This window comes from Sutcliffiella cohnii, from assembly GCF_002250055.1.
In the GTDB taxonomy this organism is placed as follows: domain Bacteria; phylum Bacillota; class Bacilli; order Bacillales; family Bacillaceae_I; genus Sutcliffiella; species Sutcliffiella cohnii.
The window spans coordinates 932,852-955,375 of sequence record NZ_CP018866.1 but is presented as its reverse complement, the minus strand read 5'-3'; the positions used below and the strand labels follow the sequence as shown (position 1 = coordinate 955,375).

The window sequence follows — 22,524 nt, the reverse complement described above, 5'->3', positions numbered from 1 at the left end:
AAACAGTGGAAAAACAATTCGTTTCTCCACTGTTTTGTGACTTTTTGGTCAGCCCCTAGTCATTATTCGGTTTATAGTTAACACCTGACGTATACCTATTTCCAGCATTCCATAATAGAAATTCATGAATTCCATTATCATTTAATGCGCGAATTTGTGCTTCTACTTCAGCTTTTCCGTACGGAATATAATTCCCCGCACCTAACCATGTCGCTGTAAAGTCTTGAATCCACGGTCTTGATATTGGTCGGTTTTCTAATTGATCTAGCTTTGCATTTTCAAGCTTCGCATATTCAGCAACAAGCTTATATGGCTCTAGGTCTGGTTTCGGAATTCCGAAATAGGCGGTCCAATGACTTGGATATATCATTGATGAAATGACGTCTACATGCTCGGAAATTTTACTGAAGTTTTGGCCAATGCCAGGAGCTTCAGGTAACGTTGCTGTATAACCAAATATATCTACACTTACTTGAACGTTATATGGCTCTAATCTTTCTTTTGCATATTCAACGAAGTTTGTAACTGCTTCCACTCTCTTTTGAACATTGTCTAATTCCATGTCTTCATAATCGCCAAGACTATATTTTAAATCTTCATCTCGCTTCTCAAAACCTTCTGGAAAACGAACGTAATCGAATTGTATTTCTTGAAATCCTAATTTTGCTGCTTCAATTGCAATGTCAATATTATAATCCCACACTTCTTTCAAAAATGGATTTACGAAAGCTTCTCCTCTTCGATTTAGCCATACTTTATCTCCATCTAAGAACGACCATTCAGGTTTCATTTCTGCAATTACACTATCTTTAAAAACAACAATACGACCGATTGGATAAATTTGCTTTTCCTCTAACGTAGCTATCATTTGATGTGGGTCTTTAATATATGGTTGTGCAATATTAGAAAAAGGTGAACCTTCATCAGGTAAGTAAGTTAAATAGCCATGGTCATCTTTTATATCAATAACCATCGCGTTTAAATCTGTTGTGTCCATTAAATCCAATAGGCTTTCAAATCTACTTCCACCAGCTGAATGACCAGTAACATATATTCCTCTAACAGCATCTGGATATTCAAAAACATGACCAGAATCAAATGCAAATCTTTCCATATCATTCGGTATTTCACGTAGTTGAGTCATAATTGGTTTTAACTGATGTGTTGTTATCCTTTTCACTTCATCTGCTGCGTTTTTTATTGGAAAGAGTGTTAGGAGCAATACGATAGAGACGACGATCGATAATTTTTTTTCCATTTTTATCCCCCATTTACTTTGCTGCTACCTCTATTATAAAGGATACTCGATATTATTTTATGTATTTCAACAAAATTCTTCAAAAAAAACGAAGTCCAATTAAAGGTATTACTTTTACTTTTTATTGAAAATTTATAATAGTATTTTTTATTATTCTATTGTAAAATATATTAGATATTAATAATATTTTAAATATTACTATAAATAAAAAAAAACGACCTCGAATAATGAGATCGTTACAATAATTAGTTGCCATATTGTTTTTTATATTCTGCGTATTCTTTTTCCGAACATAGTACAAGATGACCAGGTTTAATTTCACGTAATTTTAATTCCTCGTCTTTTGAATAATTGTGCATTTTCGGATCATATGCAATACGTTTACGTTGGCGTTCTGTATCAGGATCTGGTTGAGGTATTGCAGACAATAGTGATTTTGTGTAAGGGTGAATCGGATTATTGTATAACTCCTCACTCGTTGTAAGCTCTACAATTTTACCGAAATACATAACTCCAATACGATCACTAATGTACTTAACCATGGAAAGGTCATGGGCAATAAATAAGAAAGTTAATCCTTTTTCACGTTGAAGTTCTTTTAATAGATTAACAACTTGCGCTTGAATAGAAACATCTAGTGCTGAAATAGGCTCATCAGCAATGATAAATTCCGGCTTAACTGCTAACGCGCGTGCAATTCCGATACGTTGTCTTTGTCCACCACTAAACTCATGTGGGTATCGGTTAGCATGTTCTTTGTTTAAACCAACCGTTTCTAACAATTCATGAACTCTTGCTAATCTTTCTTTTTTATTACTTACCAAACCGTGAATATCTAATCCTTCTGCAATAATATCAGCAACCGTCATTCTTGGGTTAAGGGATGCATAAGGATCTTGGAAAATCATTTGCATTTTACGGTTAAATTTTAGTAAATCTTTTTTAGATTTTTTACCGTGTACGTTTTCACCTTCAAACAATACTTCACCGTCAGTAGCATCGTAAAGACGGATGATCGTGCGTCCTGTTGTAGATTTACCACAACCGGACTCACCTACTAAACCTAACGTTTCACCACGGTAAATATCAAAATTTAAACCGTCTACTGCTTTAACCATGTTAGGTTTTCCGACGTTGAAATATTGCTTTAAGTTTTTTATTTCTACTAGTTTTTCTTGCGTAGCCATTTATTCAACACCGTCCTTTACCATAACAGGCTTGTCATAATTGTTTGGCATATTGCGCTGACGTTTTTTAACCGCTAGTGGTGGTTGTACGTCTGGAGCATTTTCATGTAATAACCAAGTTTTAACGTAGTGTGTATCAGACACTTTAAACATTGGCGGTTCCATTTCATGATCAATTTGCAGTGCAAACTCATTACGCGGAGCAAATGCATCACCTTTTGGTGGATCTAATAGATCTGGTGGTGTACCCGGTATCGCATAAAGTGCCGCTTCTTTCAAATCTAAATCTGGCATGGAACTTAAAAGCCCCCAAGTGTATGGGTGACGTGGGTCATAGAATATTTCATCAACAGTTCCCATTTCAATAATTTGGCCAGCATACATTACTGCAACTCGATCTGCTACGTTCGCAACTACCCCAAGATCATGGGTGATAAATACGATAGAAGTATCAATTTTCTTTTGTAAATCCTTCATCAAATCAAGAATTTGAGCTTGAATTGTTACGTCCAACGCTGTTGTTGGTTCATCTGCAATTAATATTTTTGGATTACACGCAAGAGCGATCGCAATTACAACCCTCTGCCTCATACCACCAGAAAATTGATGAGGATACTGTTTGAAACGCTCTTCCGGCATTGGAATACCAACAAGTCTTAATAAATCAATTGCTTTTTCTTTTGCCGCACCTTTGCTAAGTCCTTGGTGTTTAATGATACCTTCCATAATTTGTTTTCCTACAATCATCGTTGGATTTAACGATGTCATTGGGTCTTGGAAAATCATCGAAATATCTTTACCACGGATTTTTTGCATTTGAGATTCTGTTAATTTTGCTATATCTTTACCATCAAATAATATTTCTCCTTCTTTAATACGAGAATTATTTTCTGGTAATAAGCGCATAATTGTTTTTGTTGTAACAGATTTACCCGAACCTGATTCACCAACAATTGCTAACGTTTCTCCTTTTTTCAAATCAAAGGATACACCACGGATTGCCTTTACTTCACCACCGTACGTATCAAAAGAAACGTGTAAGTTATTTACTTCAAGTATTTTTTCCATTATTGTTCACCTACCTTTATGACTAATCTTTCATTTTAGGGTCTAGTGCATCTCGCATACCATCAGCTACTAAGTTAAATGCGATCATTAATAAACTGATAATGATTGCAGGGAAGATCATAATATGAGGGAAAATCTGCAACGATTTAAATCCATCATCAATTAGAGTACCTAAAGAAGCCATTGGTGCTTGTAACCCTAAACCGATAAAGCTTAAGAAAGCTTCAAAGAAAATCGCACTTGGGATGGTAAACATAGTATTGATAATAATTACTCCTACTACGTTAGGTAGTAAATGTTTAGAAATAATTCTATTATTCGTAGATCCTAACGTTTTAGACGCTAATACGAACTCTTGACCTTTTAGCTTTAATATTTGGCCACGAACAACCCGGGCCATACCAACCCAACCGGTGATGGTTAAGGCTATGGTTATCGCTATAATACCTGGTTCCATTACTAGGATCATCAAAATAACGATAACAAGGTTCGGTATTCCTACTAGAACTTCAATAATACGTTGCATCACGTTATCTACTCGTCCACCATAAAATGCGGAAATACCACCGTAAGCAACACCAACAATCATATCAATTACTGCTGCAAGTAACGCGATATAGATAGAGATTCTAGTACCAGTCCATACACGAGTCCAAAGGTCACGGCCTAGTGCATCTGTTCCAAACCAGAAATAATCCTCTACCCCTCTTGCTTCGTACATATCTACACCGTTTTTCGTTCCGTCTAGTATTCCTAAATTCTCAATAACTGGAATTTTCGGAGGTAGATTTGATCTAGTTAAGTCCTGTTCTTTAAAGGTATATTCATTCATAAATGGCCCAAAAAGTGCCAAAAATCCGATAACAATTATAATGAATACACCAAAGATTGCAGCCTTATTTTTCTTTAGGCGAATCCAAGCTGTTTGCCAATAATTTAAACTCGGTTTAGTTATTTTTTCACTACTATTAGGATCAATAGCTGCCGGTTGAAATAAATCTTTATTTAAGTTTTCATAGTTGTTTTTCATTATTTCTTACCTCCAGCTAAGCGAATACGCGGGTCGATAACTCCATAAAGAAGGTCAACTAATAAAATTACGAAAATAAACAATGCCGCAAAGAATAGCGTAGTCCCCATAATTACAGGATAATCTAATGTTTGAATGGAAATTACGAACTGCTCTCCTAAACCAGGAATAGCAAAGATTTTTTCAATTACTAGAGTACCTGTCATTAAGCTTACTGATAAAGGTCCTAATACCGTAACAACCGGGATTAGTGCATTACGAAGGGCATGTTTATAAGCAATATCAAAGGAAGAAGCTCCTTTTGCTCTTGCTAATGTAATATAATCTGACCCTAATACTTCAATCATTTCTGTTCTCATAAAACGGGATGCAATCGCAATTGGGAACATTGCTAATGCAATCGTTGGTAATATCGTATACTCCCATCCATTCCAAAAGGCGACAGGGAACAACCTTAACTGTACTGCCAAATAATACTGTAATAGCCCTGCAAATACGAAGGATGGAATAGATTTTCCAATTACAGATAGGATCGTGGATGAGTAATCAATCCAAGTATTTTGATTGAGTGCTGCTACCACCCCTAAAAATATACCTACTATAGTTCCAACTACTAACGCTTGAAAACCTAATTGTGCTGACGGACCGATTCGTTGACCGATAATTTCTGTAACAGATCTATTATCGTATTGAAAGGATATACCTAAGTCACCCTTTAATAAACTGCCCATATATTTTGCATACTGCACAGGGACAGGGTCATTCAACCCATACTTTTCTTGCAGTATTACTTTTTGCGCATCGGTTAGTTTTTCTTGCATCGTAAAAGGAGTACCAGGCATCAATTTCATTAAGAAAAATGTAAATGAAGCGATTAAGAATAAAGTAATGAACATATACAGTAATCGCTTTAAAATGTACTTTGCCATTAACCGCACCTCCTGTTAGATGTATTGTAAAAGTATGAAAATTTTCTTTAAAATGCGAAAATTTCAATATAAGGGAAAAAGAGAGTATATGTACTAATATACTCTCTTTTCTCCACTTTCGAAAGAAAATTAATTATTCTGATATAACTTATTCCTTAGTTTTTACCAGTGATATAAGTCCACTTGTAAGTGAAATCTGGACCAAAGTTATGTTGGTATACGTTTTTCACGTATGGTTGCCATAATCTAGTTGTACCACGTTGGTAAAGAGGTACAATTGCTGCATCCTCTTCTAATGCAATACGCTCAGCTTCTTGCATTGCTTCAAAACGAGCAGCTGGGTCATTTGCATGAGTTGTCATTACATCGTTAATTAATTGGTCATATTCTTCGTTAGAATATCCCATCTTGTTATTTCCACCATCTGTAACCCAAAGGTTAGCAAATGAGATTGCATCTAAATAGTCTGGACCCCAACCTGCAACTTGCATGTCATAATCTAATTGCTCATCAAGTTGTAAGCGTTGTGCGAACGGTACTTCTTTAAGACGAATAGTTAAACCTGGTAGGTTAGTTTCGAATTGGTTTTGGAAATACTCTTGCATTCTTTTCGCAGACTCAGTATCGCCACCAAGAATTTCTAACGTTACAGAATCTACACCTAATTCATCTAAACCTTGTTGCCATAATTGTTGTGCTTCTTCTACATTGAATGAGTTAAAGTTACCGTATTCATCACGGAAGTCTTCCCCAGTTTCTGGGTGAGTTACGAATCCAGTTGGGATGAAATAATCAGCCGGGATAGATCCATTATTTAAAATAATGTTCGTTAAGTTTTCTTTATTTACAGCCATTGCAATAGCACGACGAATGTTTTCGTTTGCTAAAGCTTCATTTCTAGTTTGGTTAAGCTTTAACCAGAAAATAACTGGTTCTAATTCTTGTGTTAAGTTAGGATCATTTTGGAATTGAGTAACGAACTCAGAAGATAATCCTGGTGAAATATCAATGTTACCAGTTGTGTAAAGGTTAACACCAGTAGATACTTCTTTAACAACTTTTACGTTAATTTCATCTAATACTACCGTTTCAGCATCCCAGTAGTCAGCATTTTTCTTCATTGTCCAACCAACTTCATGCTCCCAGCTATCAAGTACGAATGGACCGTTATAAATTAAATGTTCTGGTTCTAATGCGTATCTGTCACCTTGTTCTTCTACGAACTCTTGATTTTGAGGGTAGAATGTTGGGAATGTCATAAGTGATAAAAGTATGCGACCGGTTGCTCTAATGTTACCTCTAGAGTGTAATCATCTAATGCTTTAACACCAAGTTCTTCAATCGGAAGGTCTCCGTTTGCAACTTCAGTAGCATTTTGGATTTTACCTGTCATCATATATGGACCGTATTCAGATCCTGTTTCAGGGTTTACAGCACGTTGCCATGCAAAAACGAAATCGTTTGCAGTAACAGGTGTCCCGTTAGACCAAACAGCATCTTCACGAAGAGTGAATGTATAAACTGTTCCTTCTTCATTTACTTCATGAGTAGTTGCAATACCTTCTACGATTTCATCGTTTTCATCAAGACGATATAATCCTTCGAATACGTTGTTCATAACGTTAAAAGCAACTGCATCTGTTCCAAGTACAGAATCCATTGTTGGGATTTCCGCACTTTCTAAAACGTTAAGTACTTGTGGTCCAGTAGGCTCTCCTTCACCTGCTTGTTGATCAGTACCTGTCCCACCATTTTGTGCATTGTTATTTCCGCCAGCACCACATGCTGTTAAAAATAAACTAAGTACAAGAGAAAAAGTTAAGAACATCAAAAATTTAGACTTTTTCATTTTGTTTATCCCCCTTCTAAAATTATGTCGATTTGTGTCGCTGTTTGAGGTAACGAATTTTATTATACAAGTTTTCTAAACATTTTGCATACATTTTTTTTACACAAAAGTAACAAAGTACTGTTATGACTACCTTCATAGGAAATAAAATAGTTCTTTAGACCTATATATTTTAGTGTGCTAAATTACTAAACACCCCTCACCCTAGCCTAATGTTACAAAGATGTTACAATAAGTAATTCTAACCTTATAGTGTATCATTTGTATTTTTATATACGTTTTTGTACAATACTTTTTATAACAATTTTAAAGATGTTACGTTTAGGAAACACACTATGTTGTTTGTTTTACGAACGTTACAAAAGTAAGGAGTTTTATACTAATGCTCGTTAAGCATTTGCGACAAAGTACGATATACTTTCTCATTTTTTTAGCACTCACATTACTTATTAGCCTTGTCTACTACCGAACAATCAATTTGCTCACTTTTATTAATACTTCTTTTGCTGTATCAAGTGTAATGATTTTTGTATCGTTGTTTGTTTTTATTACTCAAAAAGGCTTCTTTGATGGAATTACATATGGATTCAGGAGAATTTTTGCAACAAAACAAGCATTAAAAGAAATGGAACATGATGTCCGTAATATGCGACCTCCTTCCGAATTAGCGGCACCAATTAGATTAACTACGATGTTTAGCGGGGCTTGTATATTGTTTTTATGCATGATGTTTTCTTTATACTTTTTCTATAACTTTTAATGAGCACTTTCAAGTAGAAAAAGCTCACATTATCGTGAGCTTTTTACCTAATATGACTTTAGCTATTCATGTACTCTAAAACAACATAACCTACTGATTTTGCGGCAACGAGAATAGCTTCTTCATCGATATCAAACTTAGGATGATGATTGAAATATGGTGTAGTTACTCCTTTTGGTGTACAACCGATATAAAAATAACAGCCTGGAACCTTCTCTAAATAGTACGCAAAATCTTCTGATGGAGACATCATAGGGAATTCTGTTATTTCTTTAATATCTGCATCTGCCACCTCTTTCAAAGTTTCCGAAACAAAGGTTGTCAATGTTGGATCATTATATAGCGGTGGATAGTCTCGTTCATACGTTAGTTCACAATTAACTCCAAAAAGTTCTTCTATTCCTTTCACAATACGATGAATTTCTTTCTCAATAATTTCTCTCGTTTCATTGTTGGAATAGCGAATATCCCCTTCTATTTCAATACTGTCTTTAATCACATTAAAGCTTCCTTTACCATCAAACGATCCAATTGTTACAACGCCCGCATTCATTGGGTCAACTCTACGGCTAACAATAGTTTGCACTGCTGTTACGAAATAAGCACCTGCAACAATCGCGTCATTTGCCTTATGTGGCGATGAGCCATGTCCACCACTTGCCTGTAAGTTTAGTTTAAAATAGGATCGACCATTAAAGGAGTAGCCACTACGATAGCCAACAGTCCCTGCAGGTGCGAGCGGTAATACATGGATGCCAAAAATTGCATCTACATCATCTAAATGTCCCTCTTCTACAATGCTTTTTGCTCCTCCAGGTGGAACTTCTTCTGCATGTTGATGTATGATTTTTACCGTTCCATGTAGCTTGTCCTTTAATTGAATTAGACAGTCCGCTAAAACGAGTAGATAAGCTGTATGAGCATCATGACCACAAGCATGCATAACACCATCATTTTTTGACTTAAAAGGAACATCCAATTCCTCTTTTATCGGAAGCGCATCAAAGTCAGCTCTTAATGCAACAGTTTTACCAGGTTTTTCACCTTTAATCGTAACAACTATACCCTCCCCATTACCTGCATTTGTAACGATCTCAACATCTTTTCCACTATAAAAACTTGCTATATATGCTGCTGTTTTTTCCTCTTGAAAGGAAAGTTCAGGATTTTCATGTAAATAACGACGAATATCAATCATTTCATTTTTTCGTTCTTCTAACATCGTCATCAATTGTTCTCTCATAAAAAGGTCCCCTTTCATTACTTTGTAGGAGGTAAAATGGATTACCTCCTACTTTTTTTACTTATCTATCCAGCTAATTTTTCTACTCTTTTTTCTTTTCTAGAAGCGTTTGGAACAAGAATAATGATCGATAATAATGAAACAGCTGCGAAAATAACGTTCGTGATAATTCCGACTGTTGCGGATACATGAACTGTACTTACTGCTGCTACAGTACTATAAACCGTTGCAGAAATGGCAATACCAAATGCATTACCTAATGAACTTGCCATTTTATAAATACCTGAAGCTTCTCCGACCTTATCGTCTGGTGCTGCCGAAACAGCAGTATCAGTTGATGGAGTTGCATACATTCCTAAACCTAAACCGAAAAGGATAAATCCGATGAAAACCATTGCTGTGTAAAGGAATCCTGGTAAAAATGTTAATCCCATTAAAGCAACACCGACTAACGTAATAGCTGAACCCCAAATCATCGGTTTTTTGGCACCTGTATTTTGCATGATCTTTTCACCAACACGAATCATACCTAAAACCGCTATTAAATAACCGATAGAAAGTAAACCAGATTGAAATGCAGTAAAACCGCGACCTACTTGTACATACGTATTAGCAACGATTAATGTCCCTGCTACAGCATTTAATAAAAAGTTTGAAATGGTTGCTCCCGTATATGGTTTGTTTTTAAATAATTCAAAATCAATAAGAGCATTTTTCCTTTTTGCTTCGTATTTAACAAATATGATAACTCCAAGAACGGATGCTACTCCTAATAATATTGTTGGTAAACTTGTCCAACCTAAGTCAGCACCTTGTGTTATTAATATGTTAATCGCTAACATCGTAACGATAAATATCCCTAATCCACCGAAATCGAACTTAAATTTACCTGTTGTTTTTGCTTTGCTTTCTGGTACCTCTTTAATTAGCCACATCGCTAAAAGTGCGAAAATGATAGAGAAAATGAATATCCATTTCCATCCCATATATGTTGCAATTGCACCACCGGCAAAAGAAGTAATACCAGAACCTCCCCAAGAACCGATAGACCAAAAACTAAGTGCACGTTGTCTTTCAGCACCTTCAAAATATGCTTTCATTAAAGCAATAGTAGCGGGCATGATACAGGCAGCAGATAAACCTTGCAGTATACGACCAATAATTAGTAATGTTGCCCCTTGTGCAAGTACTAAACATAATGAACCGATTACACTTAAAATAAGACCAATATACGTAATTTTCTTTCTTCCCATTCTATCAGCTAATCCACCTGCAACAACAATGAACATACCGGAAAAGAGAGAAGTTAAACTTATCGCTATATTTAATGCCCCTAGTTCAATACCTAAATCGGCTTGGACCGCGGGTACGATATTTACCATCGCTTGAGCAAATAACCAAAATGTAATAACACCAAATACAATACCTGCAATCATCTTATTCGTACCTTTATAGTTGGTAGCTTCCATGATGATCCTCCTTTAAAAATAAGAATATTGTTTCTTAGAGTAATGATTACTTGAATTTTTATTTAATAAGCAGCTTATTAACATACTTTTATTTTAAAAGAGATAATGAAAACGTATAAGTTATTACTTGCTCAGTTTTTCACAAACTCACACCCACTTCTTTATCACCAAATTAAATAGGTAAAAAAATGACGGCTATTTTTTTACCAATATAAATAGAACCAATGCTCGACACATTGATTCCTTCATAATAGTACTGCTTACGTGATTATTTTACGTATTTCAAAAAAATGGATTGCGTTAAAAGTTAAATAGGAATAAAACGACCACTCTTTGTCGAAGGACTTATCAAAGATTACCAAGGATGGTTGACTAGTTTCGACGATATATTGAATCACTTCTTCATCAATACCATATTTACTATTTAAATTTCGCCATTGATTATAAAGTGCTCCGTGCTCCTTATCAAAAATATGTTTTCTAATTTGATACTCACCTGGTTCAAGATTTGATATCGTGACGTGAATATCTTTATTTAACTTCTTTAACAATGTTTCTTCCGTCGAATAATAAGGATTCACATTCGTATAGTTCATTAATACGAGCTGATAACCCCATTCATTTTCCGTCATGACATATTCGTTACCTTTTACAATTATTTCGCCTTGGAGTCTCCGCAAAAATTGTAGGGCAAAAAACGCTGGGCGCTTTCCACTAAAATAGTGATAAAGCTCCATTCCTTCCATACTAATTCCTCTGTTTTTCACTCGATTTTCATGCAGTTCTGTATTAATCCAAAAGCCAATTGATTCAACTTCCTTTGCAACCTCAAGAGCACTTTTAAAAACTAGCGCTCCGCGAAAAAATGTACCGTTTGTATAGCGAGTATTACCTGTCAACGTATTCCAGCTGACAAGGTGTAGTGGCTTTTCTTTATGATTTTTTCTTATATAGTTTTTAAACTTACCGGTTTTTTCGATTATATAGTTTTCCGCTAGCGCAAACCTCTCATCCTCTAAGTTTTCAAAATCTATTATTTCATTTTGGTTCGTTTCATAGCCAAAAAAATCGATTGGAACGTTCTTTTCTAATATCCACTCATGTTTTTTATTAGCTTTTTCATCCCTATAGGAAAAAGGAAAAAACACTCCTACATTTGTTTTAGGTATGAGACGTTTTATTGTTTGATACAACTTTAAATAAACACGGCTCATCTCCGCTTCACTGACAACGGTTGTAGCAGGTTCATAAAACATAAATTTCCAAGATTGCAAAAATGATCTCCCATTTACATTAAGACAATGCTTTAGGACGCCCTCTAGTTCTTTAAAATACTGCTGTTCATTTTCTGTTATTTCTTGATAATCTACACTTATAAATAAGGAGATTCCATGTTTTTGTAGGAAGGCTAGTGCAAAATCAGCATTATAATAAGGAGAAGTTGTTGCAACATCTTCGTCTGTTTCTACCGCAGGTGTTATCGTTGAACCATAAATTAGTCTGCTAACAGATACATAGTCTAATCCTAAATATTTTTTTGTCATTAACAATTGGGATCTGACGTCTTCTCTTAATACTTCTTTTAATTCCCCAATAGATAGACTATGGTTAGGAGTCACAATTTCTTCCTTTTGGTTTTTGTATAGTGAAACATCAATGATTAATTCCTCTGAACGCCACTCTGTATTTTCAAAAGAATCTATGACGTCCTCATTAAGGAAGATTTGCAGCTTTTTCAAAATATCCCTTGATTGCTTTAGTTCTAACGTATCTTCATGACTATGAATTTTTACAACATCCGTTACACTTTTTTGATGTTTTTCTCGATAAATTTTTGGTGTGTCATTATATGTTTCTTTAAATAAAGTCGTAAAAGATTTAGCACTTGGAAAACCATTATCAATAGCAATCTGTCCAATAGGATGCGACGTATACAGCAAATCCTTCACTGCATGATTAAGTCTTATTTTCGTTAAATAGCGATTAAAACCAATATCCATTTCTTGCTTAAAGTAACGCGATAAATAACTCGCTGAAATATAAAATTTCTTAGCCGTATCTTCTAGTGTAATTGCTTCTCTAAAGTTTTCTTCTATATATGTAATGACTTGTGTAATACGTGGATTATCTAAATTATGTTTTTCCGTGCTTAGCGCTTTTTGTTTAAAGCCACGTATTAAAATTAATAATATTTTACTTAAATAGGACTGCATTTCAACCTTATAGCTTTCATCTCTTCGATAATTAGAAATTAACATCTCCGCAAGCAACTTTCTTATAGACTTAACTAAATGTACGCGACCCATATCAATTTCTTTAGAAAAGCATTCAAAGCGATAATCTTTATAGGCTGGGTAGTATTTATCCATATATTCGTTTGATAGAGTAACAACTACCACTTTATTTTTATTATTACTCTCAATTTGATAAAGTTGATTTTGATTAATAACTAATAAATCTTTTTCTTCTAACGTATAGAAACGGCTATTAGTTTCGACTGTTAGTTCCCCGTTTATTAGCATCATAATTTGGAGACCTTGGTTTAACTTCGGATTTAATAATTGAAATTCTTGTAAGCTTATTGAATAATCAGTTTCTTGAAACATTTTGTTTCCTCACTTATTTTTTGTTTTTTCAACCTTAAACCTTTTTCCGTTAACAATTAAAGGAATTATATTACTTTCTCCCTTGCATTTCCTTTTAAGACTATTTATAATATATAAAAATAACATAAAAAAATTAAATAACCTAGCAATGAAAAAGGCGTAGTACGGTTTATCCACTGATTTTTAGAGAGCTTGTGGTTGGTGAGAACAAGCATCAAGGTAAAACGGAATTGGACTTTCGAGCTATTTAACGATTAAAGTGATCTTGCGGCATTGTCTGTAAGATAACAAGGGTGGCACCGCGGTTCATTCGTCCCTTTTTTAGGGATGAATGGGCCTTTTTGTATTTGTATTAATTTTTATAAGGAGTGTTTTTACTATGAAAACTATATTCTCTGGGATTCAACCGAGTGGTAACGTTACGTTAGGAAATTATATTGGAGCTATGAAGCAGTTTGTGGAATTACAAGATGATTATAACTGCTATTTCTGTATCGTTGACCAGCATGCGATTACCGTTCATCAAGATCCTCAACAGTTAAGAAAAAGTATTAAAAGCTTAGCAGCTCTATACGTAGCAATAGGACTAGACCCTGAACGCGCAACACTGTTCATTCAATCAGAAGTACCAGCACATGCCCAACTTGGCTGGATTATGCAATGTGTTGCGTACATTGGTGAACTGGAACGAATGACTCAATTTAAAGATAAGTCACAAGGTAGTGAAGCAGTTTCAGCTGGATTATTAACATATCCTCCATTAATGGCTGCTGATATTCTTCTATATAATACAGATGTTGTCCCAGTTGGCGAGGACCAAAAACAACATTTAGAGATTACACGAGATTTAGCGGAGCGATTTAATAAAAAATATCGAGAAGTGTTCACAATACCAGAAGTAAAAATCCCTAAAGTTGGAGCTAGAATTATGTCGTTACAAGAGCCAACTAAAAAGATGAGTAAGTCAGATCCAAATCAAAAATCGTTCATCACCTTGTTAGATGAACCAAAGCAAATTATTAAGAAAATTAAAAGTGCTGTAACCGATAGTGAAGGCATTGTAAAATACGATAAAGAAAATAAACCTGGTGTATCTAATTTACTATCCATTTACTCTATTTTAGCTAACGTAACAATTGAAGAATTAGAGCAAAAGTATGAAGGAAAAGGGTACGGTGATTTCAAACAAGATCTAGCTAACGTTGTAGTAGACGCATTGGCACCAATTCAAGAAAGATATAACGAGCTAATAAACTCCGACGAGTTAGATCAAATTTTAGATGCAGGCGCTGAAAAGGCAAATAAAGTAGCCTTCAAGATGATTAAAAAAGTAGAAAAAGCGATGGGACTAGGAAGAAAAAGATAATATATATTCTATTAAAGCAAAATAGAGCGATGCAATTTTGGCATCGCTCTTATTTTTAGTTTACTTTTGGCTGTTGTTCCATGTCCCACAATTTTTCAAAGAATGGTTGTCCTTTTATAATATGTTCGCACAGCTCTTCGTGTTTCTCTGTCCAACCACTTTTTAATTCCGAATATAGCTGTTCCCATACTTCATGAAAATCCATACATTGAATCATTTCGTATGACACTGGATTCCATTCTGTATACCAATATCTTATTTCTGCTGTATTTTTCGTAGTTTTTAATTGATCTAATGCCATAAATAACAATTGTTTCAATTGTCTTTCTTTTCTAGTCAATCCTTTCATCATATCTGGTGAAGGCGACAGAATGTGATATTCTTTATTATTTACACCGTTGAAATCGTACTTTTCTACTTCATGGTTTTCTACCATATCGTAAACTAGTTGTTCTTGTCTTGGTATTAATCTGCTTTTTCGTATCGGTATGTTATAGCCGATCGTATCTACTGCTAATATACCTTGTCCATCTGTAACGATAAAACAATAGTCTTGCTGAATCCGTTCATGATTTTTCCTAATGTAGCTCTTCTGAAAAACGTCTTCTAGTAATTTCGCAGGAAGCTCTTGTAAATCATTTTCGATATAATGGAATAAAACACTTTCTACAAAAAGTAATGGAACTTGATCTAGTAACTCTACGCTGTCTTCTTTTCTCCATTCATGAAAATGACAAACATTATAGCCATTCTCTTCACCTTCAAACCAATTCACCCAAACATCATGGAGATATAACATGACTAACCCCTCACTTTATTTCTACTCGTTATTATCCATAAGTATAGGCAGACAAGTTCAAATTTATTCCATAATCTATATATTCATGGAAGTTTAATTAGAGGATTTTTTTCCATCAGGGGTGTAAATACTTGAAGCAACAATTAGTAGACCTATCGGTAAGAGGTAACATTCTGGTCGTTTTAATATGAATAAAAGGTAGCCTTTTAAATCTACTCCGTTTACAAATAAGTTTAAATAGGCAAGTGTACTTATGCCTCCAGCAACGGCTGAGCCAAAACCTACTAAAAATATAAATGCTCTAATCATCTCTATCACTAACAATCTTCGTTATCATACTCGTTCCTCCTTGTCCTACTCTTTATTTACTATATTCTATGAGAGGTTGTGAAAAAAATGATAAAAATAAGGAGAAATAGGCACGTAATCTTGTAAGTAAGTTGAGTTGGAGGCGCTTTTCAGTAGGTCAACCTTGGAAATTTTTACTGTTTTTAAGTTAGTCCGTTTCACTTCGCTACAGACACTTGCTTTCCGCGGGGAGAAACGGAAGCCTCCTTGGCGCAAGCGCCTGCGGGGTCTCCCGATTCCTCTTCTTCCCGCTGGAGTCCAGTGTCTTCCGCTGCGTTCCACTCACGATTCTAAACCTTAAGTACAAACCTTTAACCTTAAAACCGTTCAAAAACTGAAAAACTATTTTCATTCGCAACGTTGCACATTTTCACTTTCATAGGTGTCTATCTTGGGAATAATTTAGGGTTTGAGCTTGATTTTTGCACTACATTTCTAAACTTCGAAAGGGGAAATTTTCCGGAAGTTTAAAACAAGTACGAGAAATATATGTATATCCTAAAGTTGTCTCATTTTATATTCTTTCTAAATATAAAAAAGTAGAAAAGCCAAGATTGGCATCTTGACTTTTCTACTTTTCTAAAGTTTTTGGATCTAACGCGTCACGTAGACCGTCTCCTATAAAGTTAAACGCTAGTACTGTAAATAAAATCATTAGACCTGGGAATAAAGGATACCATGGATGCTTTAACATAATCGTAAAGTTTTGAGCATCTTGTAACATATTACCCCAACTTGGTGTAGGTGGTTGAATTCCAAGACCTAAATAACTTAATGTAGATTCTGCTAAAATTACTCCTCCTACCGATAACGTTGCTGCTACTATAATTGGTCCTAAAGCATTTGGTAAAATATGCGAGAATATAATTACATAGCTTCTTGTTCCTATTGTTTTTGCAGCTAATACGAATTCACGAGTACGAAGGGATAGAAACTCTCCACGAACTAGACGTGCTGTTCCAGTCCAACCAGTAAGCGCAAAAATGATAATTAACTTATCTAATCCTGGCTCAAAGATTGTTACTAACGTAATTAATAAGAATATGTTCGGGATTGAAATTACTACGTCAACGACACGCATTAAAAACGCATCTATTTTTCCACCGAAATATCCTGCAACTGCTCCAATAACCGTACCAATCGTAATTGCCCCTGCAACGGAAGCGAAACCTACCATTAAGGAGACTCTAGCTCCGTATAAAATTCTAGCAAATACGTCACGACCATATCGATCTGTTCCTAACCAATGTTCTGCGTTTGGAGCCTGTAATCGATTAAGTAAGTTTTGCTGTTGATAAGGGAATTGTGTAACTAATGGTGCAAAAAGTGCTAGCCCCATAATAATCATTAAAATTATTGCCCCAACAACTGCTAGCTTATTGTTGAAAAACTTTCTAACAGTAATTTTCAGTAACGTATCCTGTTTATTTTTCTTGGGGTCTAACGATAAATTGGAATTAGGTTGTGTAGATGGTTGTGTTTGCATCGATGCTCCCCCTTTTAGTATTCAATACGCGGATCAAATACAGCGTAAAGTATATCAGCGATTAAGTTTCCAATTACAACAAGTACTGCAGAAATAACCGTAAGTCCCATTATTACAGGATAATCACGTTGGAATGCTGAATCGATAAATAACATTCCGATTCCTGGCCATGCAAAAATACGTTCTACAACAACAGATCCGCCAATAAAAGAAGGAAGCATTAAACCGAAGATTGTAATAATCGGAATTAAACCGTTACGTAATCCATGTTTATACACTACTTTGTTTTCTTTTAATCCTTTCGCTCTTGCTGTACGCATATAATCTTGCCTTAAAACTTCAAGCATACTAGATCTTGTATAACGTGTTAAACCAGCCATATCAGCTGTAGCTAAAACTAATGCAGGCATGATTAAGTGATGTATTCTGTCCCAAATACTAAAAGGTGCATTTAATGTAGCGACTCCACCAGTAGGCATCCATCCGAGCTGAACAGAAAATAGCATAATCATCATTAAACCGATCCAAAAGTTCGGAGTTGCTAGTCCTAAAAATGATGTCACTGTTACGGTGTAATCAGTTAAAGTGTATTGCTTCCTGGCCGAAATAATACCGAATGGTATCGATATAATTAATGCCAAAACTGTGGAAACTACCATTAGTAATAATGTGTTTGGTAAACGGTTCATGATCATTTCACTTACAGGTACACCACGACGAATTAAAGAGTTCCCAAAATCACCCTGAACCATATTACCAACCCATTTTAAATATTGAACATGAACTGGGTCATTTAAACCGTACTTTTCTTCAAATGCTGCTAAATCACCTTTACTAATGTTAGGGTCTAACATTAAGGAAGATGGTCCACCTGGAGCCATTTTGATGATCGCAAATGACAGAATAGTAATCCCAAACAATAACGGAATTGCCATTAAACAACGGCGAATAATATATGAGATCATAGCTGATTCTCCTTTTCTGTCTAAACTTTATGCGGGCTATTTTTAGCTTATATTAATACTGTAATGTGAACAGCATTGCTTTCAAATTCAACTTACATTCGACAAATTTTGTACAAATTTGAAGAAAAAAGGGAAAGGGACAACCCCTTCCCCTATTTCCTATATAACTATATTTTAGTTATTAGTTATTATTGTTTTAACCACCATTTGTGGATGTTGTAGTACTCTAAACGCGCATGGAACTCAAAGCCTTCTAAGTTTACAGGCATTGCACGGTGTGCGTTTGGATAGTATAAGAAAGTATATGGTTGATCTTCAGCGATCAATGCATTAGCTTGCTTAATATAATCCGCACGCTCATCACGGTCCATAGTAGACATGTTTAGATCCATTAACTCGTCAGCCTCTGGGTTAGAGTATGCAACGAAGTTTAAGCCTTCTTCAATTTCTTTAGAGTGGAAAATACCACTTGGATCTGGATCTGTAGATAATGCCCATCCTAAGATGATTGCATCGAAGTTCCAAGCTGGTGGGTTAACATCAGCTAAGAATGCAGACCATTCCATAATTTCAGGTTTTACTTCAATACCGATTTGAGCGAATTGCTCTTGAACTACAACCGCGATATCTTCACGGATTTTGTTACCTTGGTTCGTTTTTAAGCTGAAAGAGAATTTAACTCCGTCTTTCTCAAGGATGCCGTCAGCACCTGGAGTCCAACCAGCTTCTTCTAACATTTGTTTTGCTTTGTCTACATCGTAGTCAAATTTAGGAACGTTCTCGTCATAAGCCCAGCTTAATGGAGACTCAGGTACGTGAGCAACTTCACCGTCACCAGCCATGATAGAAGCAACGATTGCTTCACGGTCGATAGCGTGAGTTAATGCTTGACGTACTTCTTTTTCTTTGAATAAGTCGTTACGTAAGTTGTAACCTAAGAAAGTGTAAGATAATGCTAAACCAGATTCGATTTTAAGATCTCCAGCTTCTTCCCACTCTAAAACAGTGTGGTAGTCAGATGCAGGAACTGTGTAATAATGTACGTCACCTGTAGCTAATTGCGTTAATAAAGCATCAGCATCAGGAACGATTTTGTAAGTGATTGTATCTAAGTAAGGACGACCTTCATGGTAGTCTTCGAAAGCTTTAACGCGTACATATTGTCCATCTGCCCACTCGTCAAATACGAAAGGACCAGAACCGATTGGATTTTTCGTGTTAAACTCATGCTCACCTAAGTCAGCAACTGGAACGTCACCTAAAATATGTTTAGGTAAGATTGGGAATCCAAATGCTACGTGAATAGATGGGTCGATATCACTTAAAGTAATAACGATTGTTTTCTCATCAGTAGCTTCGATTGATTCGATTTTCTCGAAGTAACCTTTACGAGGACCATCATAATCTTCATGTAAAGGAATGCTTAAAGAGAATACTACGTCTTCCGCAGTTAGAGGCTCTCCATCATGGAATTTTAAGCCATCTTTTAATACGAAAGTGTTAACCATATAATCATCAGATTGATCCCAGCTTGCCGCCATAGAAAGTGTAGTTTCAAAAGAAGTGTCACTTCCAATTAGAGAATCAAAGATAAATCCTTCAATTGCAGAACTTGCAGTGTCAGAAGAATAGTAACCGTTAAATAATGTCGGGCTACCTGTAGAACCTAAGATTAGGTCTCCTCCATAAACAGGCTCATTGCTGTCTACTTCTTCTTCCTCATCTTCTGGATCATTGCCAGTGTTGTTAGTAGCGTTGTCAGTGTTGTTGGTGTTGTTGTTTTCGTTTCCACCAGTGCTACCACTACAAGCCGCTAAAAACATTGATAGTACTAATGCTAGTACGATGAATAATAAAGACTTTTGTTTTAGCTTCATCTTGTGTTTCCCCCTTTAAATTTTTAATGTTCTGAAAATGTTCGGTAAAATATTACCTTCCGTTTTCAATTTATATCATCGTTGCTTATCACCTATTATTCATATAGGTGACAAGCAACAAAATGATCAGGTTTAACTTCTTTAAATTGCGGCATAATTTCTCTACAAGCATCCATCGCAGCCGGACATCTAGTGTGGAACACACATCCTTTTGGAGGGTTTGCCGGACTTGGTAACTCACCTTTCAACACAATTCGTTCTCTTTTTACTGTTTGACCTTTTCTACGCAGAGTTGGTACCGCAGAAAGTAACGCTTGTGTGTAAGGATGAAGTGGATCATTATATAAATCATGCTTGTTAGCCAACTCCATCATTTTACCTAAATACATTACCCCTACACGGTCGCTTATGTGTCGTACAACACTTAAGTCATGAGAAATGAATATGTATGCCATTCCCATTTCTCTTTGTAGGTCTTGCATTAAGTTAATAATTTGAGCTTGTATCGATACGTCTAGTGCAGATACAGCTTCATCCGCAATAATTAAATCCGGATTTAATGCAAGTGCTCTAGCAATACCAATACGTTGACGTTGCCCTCCAGAAAATTCATGGGGATAACGACTAATATATGATGGGTCTAAACCAACTGTTTCTAGTAGGTTTTCAACCTTTTCATCTCGTTCTTTAGGTGTAAACAATTTATGAGTGTTGTATGGTTCTTTCAGAATAGCCCTTAATGTTTTTCTAGGATTTAACGTTGCAAAGGGATCTTGGAAAACCATTTGTATATCACGGCGAACGGTTGCGCGAAGTTCACCTTCACTCATTTGCGCAATATCTCTTCCTTTAAAGAAGATGTTTCCTGCCGTTGGTTCATAAAGCCTAATTATTGTTCTTCCTGTTGTAGACTTTCCACAACCAGACTCTCCAACTAGACCAAGCGTTTCACCCTTTTTCACAAATAAGTTTATGTCATCAACTGCCTTAACATTACCAACATTTCTTTGTAATAAGCCAGCTTTTATCGGGAAATACTTTTTCAACCCTCTTACTTCTAGCAAATAATCTGGGTTACTTTCTGTTACAATATTATTAATCTCGTTGTTCTTTGTATCTGTTGCTGTCATTGTACTGCCTCCTCCCCATCATATAAGAAGCACCTTACCGAACGGTTCCCATCTTCGTTTAGAAGATCTGGTATCTCGCTAAAGCAACGGTCAAATGCTTTCGGACAACGAGGAGCAAAACGACAACCTTGCGGTAAATTTGTTGGTGGTGGTACATTCCCCTTAATGGACTCTAATCTTGATATTTCATCTTCAATATTAGGGATTGAATTTATTAAGCCTTGAGTGTAAGGATGTAATGCGTCTTCGAATAAGTCCTCTACAGAAGCTTCTTCTACTACTTGCCCACAGTACATAACTACTACACGATCAGCAACTTCGGATACTACTCCTAAATCATGCGTGATTAATAGAATAGAAGTATCAAATTTATGACTTAAGTCCTTCATTAAATCTAGTATTTGGGCTTGTATTGTTACATCTAAAGCTGTTGTAGGCTCATCTGCGATTAAAAGCTTCGGATTACAGCTCATTGCAATTGCTATCATTACCCTTTGTCTCATTCCACCGGATAAACGATGTGGGTAATCATTTATTATTTCTGCAGCCCGTGAGAAACCAACAAGTTCTAGCATTTCAATTGCTTTTTTTATAGCCTCTCTTTTTGAAAGCTTTTGGTGAAGAGTTAATACCTCTGTAATTTGTTCACCAATTGTTAGTACTGGATTGAGTGAAGTCATTGGTTCTTGGAAAATCATTGATATATCGTTACCACGAACTTTACAAAGTTCATTTTCAGTTAATTTTGTTAAGTCTTTACCCTCAAACACTACTTCTCCACCAACGATTTTTCCTCCTGGACTTGGTACTAAGCCCATTATAGAAAGTGAAGTAATCGATTTACCAGATCCAGATTCCCCTACTAGTGCAACCGTTTCACCCTTTTTGATCGTGATATCCACACCATCAACAGCAGGCACCGATTCTTTTTTTCTGAAAAAGTGAGTTTGTAAATTCCTCACTTCTAATAAAGCTGACATAAAGCAGTCACCATCCTTTACTCTTTCGTTGCTACGTCTAAAAGGTGTTCTTTACCATATCTTTTTTATTGTTATAAATATTTTAAATACTTATTACACAAATATTACAAAAATATAAATCTATTTATTGGATACAGTAACTAATGAAGTTGTTTTGTAACATTATTTTAATAA

At 35.5% G+C, this 22,524-nt stretch carries 17 protein-coding genes, 1 pseudogene and 1 other annotated feature; of the genes and pseudogenes, 2 read left to right on the top strand and 16 right to left on the bottom strand.

Translation table 11 applies throughout. The annotated features are described in order from the left end of the window. Positions 1-55: 55 nt before the first annotated feature. The 6 genes and pseudogenes from BC6307_RS04570 to BC6307_RS04545 form a co-directional block, all read right to left on the bottom strand. Positions 56-1,258 (bottom strand): putative glycoside hydrolase, encoded by a 1,203-nt coding sequence (locus tag BC6307_RS04570; RefSeq protein WP_066416620.1) that lies wholly within the window; start codon positions 1,256-1,258, stop codon positions 56-58. A gap of 245 nt (positions 1,259-1,503) precedes the next feature. Then, positions 1,504-2,445 carry an ABC transporter ATP-binding protein gene (locus BC6307_RS04565; RefSeq protein ID WP_066416623.1) on the bottom strand — a complete coding sequence of 314 codons (942 nt, stop codon included), beginning with the start codon at positions 2,443-2,445 and terminating at the stop codon, positions 1,504-1,506. After that, positions 2,446-3,513 carry an ABC transporter ATP-binding protein gene (locus tag BC6307_RS04560; protein WP_066416626.1) on the bottom strand — a complete coding sequence of 356 codons (1,068 nt, stop codon included), beginning with the start codon at positions 3,511-3,513 and terminating at the stop codon, positions 2,446-2,448. It abuts the gene before it with no gap. A gap of 22 nt (positions 3,514-3,535) precedes the next feature. After that, on the bottom strand, positions 3,536-4,543 hold the full coding sequence (gene opp3C / locus BC6307_RS04555) for an oligopeptide ABC transporter permease (RefSeq protein WP_066416628.1): 1,008 nt from the start codon (positions 4,541-4,543) through the stop codon (positions 3,536-3,538). Further along, entirely contained in the window at positions 4,543-5,472 is a 930-nt protein-coding gene (gene opp3b / locus BC6307_RS04550; RefSeq protein WP_066416631.1) for an oligopeptide ABC transporter permease, read from the bottom strand. The genes opp3C and opp3b overlap by 1 nt, the downstream gene beginning before the upstream one ends. A gap of 155 nt (positions 5,473-5,627) precedes the next feature. After that, positions 5,628-7,321 (bottom strand): annotated as a pseudogene (locus BC6307_RS04545) (peptide ABC transporter substrate-binding protein). A gap of 382 nt (positions 7,322-7,703) precedes the next feature. Between BC6307_RS04545 and BC6307_RS04540 the strand changes: the two are divergent. Continuing rightward, positions 7,704-8,081 carry a DUF3899 domain-containing protein gene (locus BC6307_RS04540; RefSeq protein ID WP_066416635.1) on the top strand — a complete coding sequence of 126 codons (378 nt, stop codon included), beginning with the start codon at positions 7,704-7,706 and terminating at the stop codon, positions 8,079-8,081. 58 nt (positions 8,082-8,139) lie between these two features. On the opposite strand, the gene BC6307_RS04535 is transcribed toward BC6307_RS04540, so the two are convergent. The 3 genes from BC6307_RS04535 to BC6307_RS04525 all read right to left on the bottom strand — a co-directional run bounded on the left by BC6307_RS04535 (position 8,140) and on the right by BC6307_RS04525 (position 13,399). Then, entirely contained in the window at positions 8,140-9,324 is a 1,185-nt protein-coding gene (locus tag BC6307_RS04535; RefSeq protein WP_066416677.1) for an amidohydrolase, read from the bottom strand. Between the two features lie 65 nt (positions 9,325-9,389). Further along, positions 9,390-10,793 carry an MFS transporter gene (locus BC6307_RS04530; protein ID WP_066416638.1) on the bottom strand — a complete coding sequence of 468 codons (1,404 nt, stop codon included), beginning with the start codon at positions 10,791-10,793 and terminating at the stop codon, positions 9,390-9,392. Positions 10,794-11,053: 260 nt separating this feature from the next. Next, complete coding sequence (locus BC6307_RS04525; RefSeq protein ID WP_066416640.1) at positions 11,054-13,399, bottom strand: helix-turn-helix domain-containing protein; 2,346 nt, start codon at positions 13,397-13,399, stop codon at positions 11,054-11,056. 139 nt (positions 13,400-13,538) lie between these two features. After that, positions 13,539-13,720, top strand: a binding site (T-box leader). Positions 13,721-13,778: 58 nt separating this feature from the next. Here BC6307_RS04525 and trpS point away from each other — a divergent pair. Beyond that, positions 13,779-14,765 (top strand): tryptophan--tRNA ligase, encoded by a 987-nt coding sequence (gene trpS / locus BC6307_RS04520; protein ID WP_066416642.1) that lies wholly within the window; start codon positions 13,779-13,781, stop codon positions 14,763-14,765. Between the two features lie 55 nt (positions 14,766-14,820). Here the strand turns inward: trpS and BC6307_RS04515 are convergent, their stop codons facing one another. From BC6307_RS04515 to BC6307_RS04485, 7 genes are all read right to left on the bottom strand, one after another. Then, complete coding sequence (locus tag BC6307_RS04515; protein WP_066416645.1) at positions 14,821-15,564, bottom strand: YjbA family protein; 744 nt, start codon at positions 15,562-15,564, stop codon at positions 14,821-14,823. A gap of 93 nt (positions 15,565-15,657) precedes the next feature. Beyond that, positions 15,658-15,873: a YuzI family membrane protein gene (locus BC6307_RS04510; protein WP_174522375.1), complete on the bottom strand. Its 216-nt coding sequence runs from the start codon at positions 15,871-15,873 to the stop codon at positions 15,658-15,660. Between the two features lie 610 nt (positions 15,874-16,483). Then, the gene (gene opp4C, locus BC6307_RS04505) at positions 16,484-17,398 is read right to left on the bottom strand and encodes an oligopeptide ABC transporter permease (protein ID WP_066416646.1); all 915 of its coding nucleotides are present in this window, start codon (positions 17,396-17,398) and stop codon (positions 16,484-16,486) included. Positions 17,399-17,412: 14 nt separating this feature from the next. After that, positions 17,413-18,363, bottom strand: a complete 951-nt coding sequence (locus tag BC6307_RS04500; protein WP_066416648.1) for an ABC transporter permease — start codon at positions 18,361-18,363, stop codon at positions 17,413-17,415. 188 nt (positions 18,364-18,551) lie between these two features. Beyond that, entirely contained in the window at positions 18,552-20,240 is a 1,689-nt protein-coding gene (locus tag BC6307_RS04495) for a peptide-binding protein (RefSeq protein WP_066416650.1), read from the bottom strand. Between the two features lie 95 nt (positions 20,241-20,335). Further along, positions 20,336-21,370 (bottom strand): ABC transporter ATP-binding protein, encoded by a 1,035-nt coding sequence (locus BC6307_RS04490; protein ID WP_066416659.1) that lies wholly within the window; start codon positions 21,368-21,370, stop codon positions 20,336-20,338. Beyond that, positions 21,367-22,350 (bottom strand): ABC transporter ATP-binding protein, encoded by a 984-nt coding sequence (locus BC6307_RS04485; RefSeq protein ID WP_066416660.1) that lies wholly within the window; start codon positions 22,348-22,350, stop codon positions 21,367-21,369. Before BC6307_RS04485 ends, BC6307_RS04490 begins: the two co-directional genes overlap by 4 nt. Positions 22,351-22,524: the final 174 nt, after the last annotated feature.

Coding starts and splice junctions, on each gene's coding strand:
- BC6307_RS04570 (WP_066416620.1), bottom strand. CDS start 1,258: ATGGAAAAAAAATTATCGATCGTCGTCTCTATCGTATTGCTCCTAACA.
- BC6307_RS04565 (WP_066416623.1), bottom strand. CDS start 2,445: ATGGCTACGCAAGAAAAACTAGTAGAAATAAAAAACTTAAAGCAATAT.
- BC6307_RS04560 (WP_066416626.1), bottom strand. CDS start 3,513: ATGGAAAAAATACTTGAAGTAAATAACTTACACGTTTCTTTTGATACG.
- opp3C (WP_066416628.1), bottom strand. CDS start 4,543: ATGAAAAACAACTATGAAAACTTAAATAAAGATTTATTTCAACCGGCA.
- opp3b (WP_066416631.1), bottom strand. CDS start 5,472: ATGGCAAAGTACATTTTAAAGCGATTACTGTATATGTTCATTACTTTA.
- BC6307_RS04540 (WP_066416635.1), top strand. CDS start 7,704: ATGCTCGTTAAGCATTTGCGACAAAGTACGATATACTTTCTCATTTTT.
- BC6307_RS04535 (WP_066416677.1), bottom strand. CDS start 9,324: ATGAGAGAACAATTGATGACGATGTTAGAAGAACGAAAAAATGAAATG.
- BC6307_RS04530 (WP_066416638.1), bottom strand. CDS start 10,793: ATGGAAGCTACCAACTATAAAGGTACGAATAAGATGATTGCAGGTATT.
- BC6307_RS04525 (WP_066416640.1), bottom strand. CDS start 13,399: ATGTTTCAAGAAACTGATTATTCAATAAGCTTACAAGAATTTCAATTA.
- trpS (WP_066416642.1), top strand. CDS start 13,779: ATGAAAACTATATTCTCTGGGATTCAACCGAGTGGTAACGTTACGTTA.
- BC6307_RS04515 (WP_066416645.1), bottom strand. CDS start 15,564: ATGTTATATCTCCATGATGTTTGGGTGAATTGGTTTGAAGGTGAAGAG.
- BC6307_RS04510 (WP_174522375.1), bottom strand. CDS start 15,873: ATGATTAGAGCATTTATATTTTTAGTAGGTTTTGGCTCAGCCGTTGCT.
- opp4C (WP_066416646.1), bottom strand. CDS start 17,398: ATGCAAACACAACCATCTACACAACCTAATTCCAATTTATCGTTAGAC.
- BC6307_RS04500 (WP_066416648.1), bottom strand. CDS start 18,363: ATGATCTCATATATTATTCGCCGTTGTTTAATGGCAATTCCGTTATTG.
- BC6307_RS04495 (WP_066416650.1), bottom strand. CDS start 20,240: ATGAAGCTAAAACAAAAGTCTTTATTATTCATCGTACTAGCATTAGTA.
- BC6307_RS04490 (WP_066416659.1), bottom strand. CDS start 21,370: ATGACAGCAACAGATACAAAGAACAACGAGATTAATAATATTGTAACA.
- BC6307_RS04485 (WP_066416660.1), bottom strand. CDS start 22,350: ATGTCAGCTTTATTAGAAGTGAGGAATTTACAAACTCACTTTTTCAGA.